7 protein-coding genes are annotated in these 8,591 nt (G+C 67.1%); 2 read left to right on the plus strand and 5 right to left on the minus strand.

Going from position 1 to position 8,591, the window contains the following annotated elements; genetic code table 11:
- A partial coding sequence (locus WBB14_RS20420) for a thiamine pyrophosphate-dependent enzyme (protein WP_424241454.1) occupies positions 1-1,159 on the plus strand: 1,159 nt, incomplete at its 5' end.
- A 90-nt stretch (positions 1,160-1,249) separates the two neighbouring features.
- Here WBB14_RS20420 and WBB14_RS20425 read toward each other — a convergent pair.
- From WBB14_RS20425 to WBB14_RS20445, 5 genes are all read right to left on the minus strand, one after another.
- Entirely contained in the window at positions 1,250-2,029 is a 780-nt protein-coding gene (locus tag WBB14_RS20425) for an SDR family oxidoreductase (protein ID WP_424241455.1), read from the minus strand.
- A 109-nt stretch (positions 2,030-2,138) separates the two neighbouring features.
- A complete protein-coding gene (locus WBB14_RS20430) occupies positions 2,139-2,993 on the minus strand; it encodes an ABC transporter permease (protein WP_332016140.1) in 855 nt (284 codons plus the stop codon).
- 13 nt (positions 2,994-3,006) lie between these two features.
- Positions 3,007-3,777, minus strand: a complete 771-nt coding sequence (locus WBB14_RS20435; RefSeq protein ID WP_013390827.1) for an ABC transporter ATP-binding protein — start codon at positions 3,775-3,777, stop codon at positions 3,007-3,009.
- Positions 3,777-4,835 carry an ABC transporter substrate-binding protein gene (locus WBB14_RS20440; protein WP_424241456.1) on the minus strand — a complete coding sequence of 353 codons (1,059 nt, stop codon included), beginning with the start codon at positions 4,833-4,835 and terminating at the stop codon, positions 3,777-3,779. Before WBB14_RS20440 ends, WBB14_RS20435 begins: the two co-directional genes overlap by 1 nt.
- A gap of 131 nt (positions 4,836-4,966) precedes the next feature.
- Positions 4,967-7,591: a DNA topoisomerase III gene (locus WBB14_RS20445; protein ID WP_424241457.1), complete on the minus strand. Its 2,625-nt coding sequence runs from the start codon at positions 7,589-7,591 to the stop codon at positions 4,967-4,969.
- A gap of 62 nt (positions 7,592-7,653) precedes the next feature.
- On the opposite strand from WBB14_RS20445, the gene WBB14_RS20450 reads away from it, so the two are divergent.
- Positions 7,654-8,591 (plus strand): DUF2157 domain-containing protein (locus tag WBB14_RS20450; RefSeq protein WP_424241458.1); only part of this gene is annotated, 938 nt, incomplete at its 3' end.

Consider the following 8,591-nt stretch of genomic DNA (forward strand, 5'->3'; position numbering starts at 1 on the left):
GCAGTCGGCCGTGCGCCGCGCTGCCGCGCTGATCGCCCAGGCCAAGCGGCCCATCTTCTACGGTGGCGGCGGGCTGGTGAACGCCGGCCCCGAGGCCTGCGAGGCCTACACCGATCTGGTGCGCCACACCGGTGCGCCCTGCACCCTGACCCTGATGGGCCTGGGCGCTTTCCCCGCGTCCGACCCGCAGTTCGTCGGCATGCTGGGCATGCACGGCACGGTCGAGGCCAATCTGGCCATGCACAACGCCGATCTGGTGGTCTGCATCGGCGCCCGTTTCGATGACCGCATCACCGGCAAGCTGTCGGAATTCTGCCCGCATGCACGCAAGATCCACATCGACATCGACCCGGCCTCCATCAACAAGGTGGTGCGCGTGGACGTGGCGCTGGTGGGCGATTGCCTGCCGCTGGTGCGCGCCTTGCGCGCCGAACTTGGCGATGAGCCGATGGACGCGGCGCGGCTGGCGCCCTGGTACAAGCGCATCGACGCCTGGCGCGCCCAGGATTGCCTGGGCTACACCCCGGCGGCCGACGCGATCCTGCCGCAGCACCTGATGTCGCGCCTGAACGCTGCGCTGGCGGACCGCGATGCCATCGTGTCCACCGACGTGGGCCAGCACCAGATGTGGGCCGCGCAGTACCTGCGTTTCGACAAGCCCAACCGTTGGCTGACCTCCGGCGGCGCGGGCACCATGGGCTATGGCGTGCCCGCCGCGATCGGCGCGCAGGTCGCACACCCGGACAAGACCGTGGTCTGCGTCAGCGGCGATGCATCAGTGCTGATGAACATCCAGGAACTGTCCACCGCCATGCAGCACCAGACGCCGGTCAAGGTCGTGCTGTGCAACAACGGCTACATGGGCATGGTGCGGCAGTGGCAGGAGCTGATCCATGGCGGACGCTACAGCCATAGCTACAACGCCTCCCTGCCCGATTTCGTGGCGCTGGCGCGCGCCTTCGGCTGGGGCGCGGCCCGGGTGGACGATCCGGCGCAGCTGGACGCCGCGCTGGCCGAATGCCTGGCGCATGACGGCCCCTACTTCCTGGACGTGGCGGTGACGGCGCAGGAGAACTGCTTCCCGATGATGCCGGCAGGCCATGGGCATCAGAAGATGATGCTGGCCGAAGGCGTCTGGTATCAGGACGAGACGACCTAAGAGTCGTTGTCGGGCACGCGGGGGCGGCCTGGATTCGCGGGCATCGGTGGTATGCGTACTCCGGCTCTCTCGCGCTTCGCCCCTCCACCCTCAAAACTGGATCGACAGACCCCCGTCCACCACCAATACGTGCCCGTTCACGTATGACGCCGCGGGTGACGCCAGGAACACGGCGGCGCCCGCGATTTCCTCCGGTTCACCCCAGCGGCCCATCGGATTGCGCTCGGCGATCCGCGGACCGACCGCGGGGTCAGCCACCATTTCCGCATTGGTTTCCGTGGCGAAGGTGCCCGGCGCGATGGCGTTGCTGGTGATGCCGTAGCCGCCGAACTCCGCCGCCAGCGCGCGCACCATGCCCGTCAGCCCCTGCTTGGCCGCGGGATAGACCGCATCGCCCGCGCGCGCCAGCTCGCCCACCACCGAGGTGATCGCGATCAGGCGGCCGCTGCCCTGGCGCACCATGCGTTCGGCGGCGAACTTGGCCAGCAGCATGCCGGCGACCATGTCGGTGTCGATCAGCTCGCGGATCTCGGCGGGGCTGGTGTCGCGCAGGGTCTTGCGGTTGCGCGCGCCGACGTTGTTCACCAGGATGTCCAGGCGGCGGTGGTCGCGGTCTATGTCCAGGAAAGCGCGCTCCATGGCGGCGTCGTCGCTGATGTCGAACGGCAGCGGATGCGCGTCCAGGCCGGCGGCGGTCAGTTCACCCGCCGCGGCCGCGACGGCTTCGGCGTTGCGGCCGTTGATCAGCACGCGCGCGCCACAGCCGGCCAAAGCCCGCGCGATGCAGAAGCCCAGCCCGCGGGCCGAGCCGGTCACCAGGGCGACTTGCCCCGTCAGATCGAAGTTGCGTAGATACGGTAGCGTGTTCATCTCAGTAGTCCAGATTGCTTCGTCTCGATCGAGGCCGCGCGGATCCGGCTCAGCCGGTACGCAGCGGCGCCCCCTGGGGGGAAGCGCGCAGCGCTGCGGGGGGACCCCTTCATTCTCGGAATTCGGGCGCCCAGTGCAGCAGCCGGCGTTCCAGCCAGGTCACGCAATAGACCAGCGCGATGCCGACGATGGACAGCAAGGTCACCGCCGCGAACATGTCGGTGGCGTTCAGGGTCGCCAGCGCGGTGATCATCAGATAGCCCATGCCCGTGGTGGAGCCGACGAACTCCGCCAGCACCACGCCGATCAGCGCGAAGCTGATGGCATTGGGCAAGGCCGCGAAGGTCCACGCGGCCGCGGTCGGGATGCGCACCCGCCACAGGATCTGGCGCGGCGAGCCGCCCAGCGTGCGGCAGAAGTCCACCAGTTCGCGCTCCACGCTGCGCCCGCCCTTGTAGGTGTTGAAGAACACCAGGAAGAACACCACGAACCACGACGTCACCACCTTGGAGGCCAGGCCCAGTCCGAAGAACATGGTGATGAGCGGCACGAAGGCGATGCGCGGCATCGAGTTGAACGCCACGATGAAGGGATTGAACACGTCGGCCAGGAAGCGGCTGCGGCTGAGCGTCATGCCCACCACGAAGCCGCTGCCCACGCCCACCAGCAGTCCCACCATGGTGGCCTGCAGGGTCAGCCATAAATGCGGCCAGACCGAGCGCGGGCCGGGCTGCAGCCACTCCCACAATCGCACGGCCACGCGCGAAGGCTGGCTGATGAAGAAGGGATCGAACAGCGTGTTCTGGGTGAACCAGGGGATGCGTGTGAGCGTTTCCCAGGAGCCCAGGATGATGGCAAGAATCAGCACTTGCCACAGCGTGATGCGCAGCCGGCGCGCGATGCTGGCACGGCGGTCCAGGCGCAGCTGGTCCTGCAGGGAATCGGCGGAATCAGTGGTGGTCATGACGCGTATCGGTTCAGGCGGCGGCACGGAACTGCTGTCCCAGCACGCTCCAGAGGCTTTGCACGTGGGTCACGAACTGCGGCGTTTCGCGCAGCGTGAAGACGTCGCGCGGATGCGGGATTTCTATGCGTTCGTCCAGCAGCACGCGGCTGGGCGGGCCGGACAACACCACCACGCGGTCGGACAGCAGAATCGCTTCGTCCAGGTCGTGCGTGACCATGACGATGGTCTGGCCCAGCTTGCGCCAGATCTCGATCAGTTCGCGGTGCAGGTGGGTCTTGGTGTGCGTGTCCAGCGCGCCGAAGGGCTCGTCCAGCAGCAGGATGCGGGGCTCGACCGCCAGGCTCATCAGCAGCGCCACGCGTCGCCGCATGCCGCCCGACAGCTGGTGTGGAAAGGCATCGGCGAACTGGCTCAGGTGGCCCATTTCCAGCAGTTCGGCCACGCGGCGCTCGATCTTGTCGGCGGACACGCCCTGGAACTTCAGGCCCAGCGCCACGTTCTTCCGCACGCTGAACCAGGGCAGCAGCGTGTCCTTCTGGAAGATGTAGCCCAGGGCCGGCGGCACCTGCCCGTCGACCACGCGGCCGTCCACGCGGATGGTGCCGGTGGTGGGGCGCAGAAAGCCCGCGATCATGTTCAGCAGCGTGCTCTTGCCGCAGCCCGAGGGGCCGACGATGGAGACGAACTCGCCCTCCGGGATCGTCAGGCTGACCTCGCCCACCGCATGCGTGGTGGCCTGGCGCGTCTGGTAGGCCTTGCCCACCTTGTCCAGCGTGATCATCAAAGGCCCCGGGCGCGGCGCACGAAGCTCATGTTCACGCAACGGTCGTAGGGCACGGTCTTGATCTCGTCGTTGGAGAACTGGCGGCCGTCGCCCATGATGGCTGTCATGCGGTCATAGGCGTCCTGGGTGATGATGTTGTCCTTCAGGAACACCGTGTCCTTGTAGACCCCCAGTGTCTTCTCGATGGCGGCGCGCGGAAAGGCGTTCAGGTAATCGTCGTAGATGGCGTCGGTGACGGCCGCGGCGCTGTTGGCGCTGATGAAGTCCTGCGCGCGGACCAGGCCGGTCACGAAGGCCTGCACCACTTCGGGACGCTTCTGGATGGTGTCCTGCAAGGTCAGGGCCGCGATGCCCGGCACGTCGCCGCCCATGAATTCGTTCCACGAGCTTTCAGTGGTGGCGTCGAAGATGGGCACGCCCCAGCCTTCCTGCTGGGCCTGTTCCATCATGGACATGGTGGCCATGCTGGCGGACACCGAGCCGGTCTTGAGCGCGCCCAGCATGGTGGCCAGGTCGCCCAGCGGGCGGATGTCCACCTTGTCGGCCACGCCGGCCTTCTGCATCAGGTACAGCGCCATCAGCCAGGTGCTGGACTGCGGCTGGGTGGCGCCCACGCGCTTGCCGGCCAGGTCCTTCAACGATTTGATCTTGCCGCTTTCAAAGTCCTCGCGGCGCACGATGACGTTGGCGTAGGTGAGCTTGCGGTCGAAGCCGAACACCAGCGTGGCGGGCTTGCCGGCCAGCGTCAGCGCGGGGGCGGCTGTCGCGGCGGTGGCGCCGAACACGATCTGGCCGGCGGCCAGCAGTTGGTTGGTGCGCGGACCGCTTTGCGAATTCAGGTATTCGACGTCCAGCCCGCCCTCGCCGAAATAGCCCTTCTTCAGCGCGACGTAGCCGGCGGCGAAGAACGGGTCGATGCTGCCCTGGCCGTAGACCACGCGGCCCAGCTTGGGCTGCGCGAACGCGACGCGGCCGTTGATGAGGCTGATGCCGGCCAGCGCGCCTGCGGCGGCCAGCACGCGGCGGCGGGTGGTGGAGTCGGGGCTGTTGCTCATGTCGTCCTCGGTATAGGTCTGGTTGCAGCGGTTTGGCGTAGACAATACCCCAGCAACTGGCGTCCAACAATGGAAAACGCCCGGTTGCCCGGGCGTTGTGCGCGATACGCGGAAGAGGCGTGGCTCCCCCGCTATGCGGCGGTCTTTTTCGGCGCAGCCTTCTTCACCGCTTTCTTGACGGCCGTTTTCGTGGCCGTCTTGGTTGCGGTCTTCTTCACCGCGGCCTTCTTGGCCGGCGCTTTCTTGGCGGCGGTCTTGGTCGCGGTTTTTGCAGCCGTCTTGGCCGGCGCGCGGCCCGGCTTTTCAGGACGCGGCTCGAACTCGAAGCCGATCTTGCCGTCCGGCTGGCGGACGAGGAAGGCCTTGAACTTGCGGTTGGTGCGGCTGGAGACGAAGCCGTCGAGCAGGTCGGTGCGGCCGTTGGTCAGCAGCTTTTCCATCTGCTCGCGCGAAATTTCCTGCTGCAGGATGACCTTGCCCGAACGGAAATCGCAGCTCTTTTCGGGGCCGACGGATTTCTCGCAGACGTAGCTCATGCCGTGCTCGAACACGCGCGACTGGCACTTGGGGCAGGAACCCACCGGCGTGTGGCCGGAGAAGTCCACGGCCTCGTTGTCGTCTTCGTCGCTCTGGCCGAAGTCGAACTCCAGCTTGAATTCATCGCTGATGCGCAGGATGGCGGCGAACGGCCGGCCCATCTTGCTGATGAAGCCTTGCAGCGGGCCGATCTCGCGCTTGGCCAGCAGCTCTTCGACTTCCGGCAGTTCGAAGGTGCGGCCGCCCGGGTGCTTGCCGATGGAGAAGTCGCAGGCGGTGCAGGCAAAGCGGCGATAGTTTTCCTTCACCACGGCGCCGCACTTGGGGCACGGCGTTTGCAGCGTGGCGTAGTCGCCCGGCACCGTGTCGCGTTCGTATTCCTTGGCGCGCTTGACGATGACCTGCGTCATCTGCGCGATCTCGCGCATGAAGGCTTCGCGGCCCAGGCCGCCCTGCTCGATCTGCTTGAGCTTGTGCTCCCATTCGCCGGTGAGTTCCGGCGAGGTCAGTTCGGTCACGTCCAAGCCGGACAGCAGCGTCATCAGCTGGCGCGCCTTGGCGGTGGGCACCAGGTCGCGGCCTTCGCGGCGCAGGTAGACCTCGTTGAGCAGGCCTTCGATGATGGCGGCGCGGGTAGCCGGCGTGCCCAGGCCGCGCTCGGACATGGCTTCGCGCAGTTCCTCGTCGTCCACCAGCTTGCCCGCGCCTTCCATGGCCGACAGCAGCGTGCCTTCGTTGAAGCGCGCCGGCGGCTTGGTCGACAGGCCGACGGCCTCGACGTCCTCGGTGCGCACGGTCTCGCCGTCCGCCACGGGCACCAGGTTGGCGTCTTCGCCCTGGGCTTCCTTGCCGTAGACCGCCAGCCATCCCGGGTTGACCAGCACCTTGCCGTCGGTGCGGAAGCGGTGCCCCTGCACTTCGGTCATGCGGGTAGTGACGCGGTATTCCGCGGCGGGGAAGAACACTGCCAGGAAGCGCTTGAGAACCAGGTCGTACAGCTTGGCCTCGGCCTCGCTCAGGTCGTGCGGGATCTGCAGCGTGGGGATGATGGCAAAGTGGTCCGACACCTTCTTGTTGTCGAAGATGCGGCGGTTCGGCTTGACCCATTGATTGCCGACCACGGTTTCCGCGTGGCGCGCCAGGCCGCCCACGGCGTTGGAGCCGCCCTTGGCCAGCGCGCGCATGGTTTCCTGCACCGTGGCGATGTAGTCCTCGGGCAGGTAGCGCGAATCGGTACGCGGGTAGGTCAGCGCCTTGTGGCGTTCGTACAGGGTCTGCGCCAGGGCCAGCGTGGTCTTGGCCGAAAAGCCGAAACGGCCGTTGGCTTCGCGCTGCAGCGAGGTCAGGTCATACAGGGCCGGTGACATCTGGGTCGACGGCTTGGATTCCTCGGTCACGTTACCCGGTTGTTCGCGGCAGGCGGCCACCACGCTTTGCGCGGCGGCTGCCGACCACAGGCGCGATTCGCGCTTTTCCGGGTCGCGGTCGTCTTTCTTGAACTGCGGGTCGATCCAGCGGCCTTCGTACAGGCCGGCGGCCGCCACGAAGGTGGCGCGCACCTCCCAGTAGTCGCGCGGCACGAAGCGGCGGATGCGCTCTTCGCGCTCGGCCACGATGGCCAGCGTGGGCGTCTGCACCCGGCCGACCGGGGTCTTGAAGAAGCCGCCGTCCTTGCTGTTGAAGGCGGTCATGGCGCGCGTGCCGTTGATGCCCACCAGCCAGTCGGCTTCGGCGCGCGAACGGGCGGCGGCTTCCAGCGGCTTGAGCTGGGAGTCGTCGCGCAGATTGGCGAAGGCTTCGCGGATGGCGGCCTGGGTCATCGACTGCAGCCAGAGGCGCTGGATCGGCTTCTTCACGCCCGCGTACTGAATGATGTAGCGGAAGATCAGTTCGCCCTCGCGCCCGGCGTCACAGGCGTTGATGATGGCGTCGACGTCCTTGCGCTTGGCCAGGCGGACCAGCAGCTTAAGCCGTTCGGCGGATTTCTTGTCGGTGGGGCCCAGTTCGAACTCAGGCGGAATCACGGGCAGGTGCGTGAAGCTCCACTTCCCCTTGACCGGATCGTTGGGCGCGACCAAGCTGAGCAAATGCCCGATACTCGATGCGAGGACGTAACGTTCGCTTTCAAAATAGTCGCCCTCCCGCGCGAAGCCTCCCAAGGCGCGTGATATATCAAGGGCCACCGAGGGCTTCTCGGCAATAATCAGCGTTTTATTCATGTGTATCCAGTGGCGGCAGTCCCGCCGTAGTAGCGCGGATAATAAGATCGGAGATTCGCCAGATGCAAGTCGGCACTGAAAGACAAGCGGGATCCGAACTACACGCTTGGCGTCAATTTCTGGCGCGCAGCACCCTCTGGCTAGGTGTTTTGCTGCTGGGAAGCGCCGCGGTTTGCTGGGTTGCCGCCAACTGGCAGGACATGACAAAAGTGCAGCGCTTCGCCGGCGTCCAGGGGTTGCTGGCGGTTTGTGCGCTGGCCGCCGCCTGGGCCGGATTGCGCCTGCGTGCCAGTCCCGGCGTGCGCCGCACCATACCGGGCGCCCTGCTCGCCCTGGCCGGCATCCTGCTGGGCGCGCTGCTCGCTTTACTAGGCCAAACTTACCAGACTGGCGCCGACACCTGGGAATTGTTCGCCTGGTGGGCGCTTTTGCTGCTGCCCTGGGCGCTGGCCGCCGGCAGCCAGGCCGTCTGGCTCCTGTGGGCGCTGGTGCTGAATGTGGCCATGGCCTTGTGGCTGGGCGAGCGGGTGTTCTCCTGGATGCTGATATTTGGCGGCCCGGGCGTGCCCGGCCTGATGATGGCCGGCTTGAACCTGCTGCTGCTGCTGGGCTGGGAGCTGGCTGCCCGCCGCTGGCGCGCCAGCACCCTGGTCGGTCCGCGGGTCCTGGCCGCTCTGGCGATCAGCGTGCTGGTGCTGACCCAGATGCTTGGCGACTTCCTGGGCCGCGGCCTGGGCATCTATAACGGCATCGCCTGGGTCGCGGTGACCCTGGGCCTGGGCTTCTATTATCAGAAGGGCCGGCGCGACCTGGTCATCCTGGCCATGCTGGCCGCCGGCGTCATCTGCGTGTCGCTGCGGGTGGCGGGCGAATGGCTGCTGCGCCTGGAGCCCGGCGTCTGGGCGGCCTTGCCGCTGGCGGCGCTGCTCATGGCCGAGGCCGTCTGGGCTGCGCGCTGGCTGCGCCGGCTGGCCGGCGATCCCCAGGCCGCGGTGGCCGC

This window comes from Achromobacter sp. (assembly GCF_049647645.1).
Classification (GTDB): domain Bacteria; phylum Pseudomonadota; class Gammaproteobacteria; order Burkholderiales; family Burkholderiaceae_B; genus Achromobacter.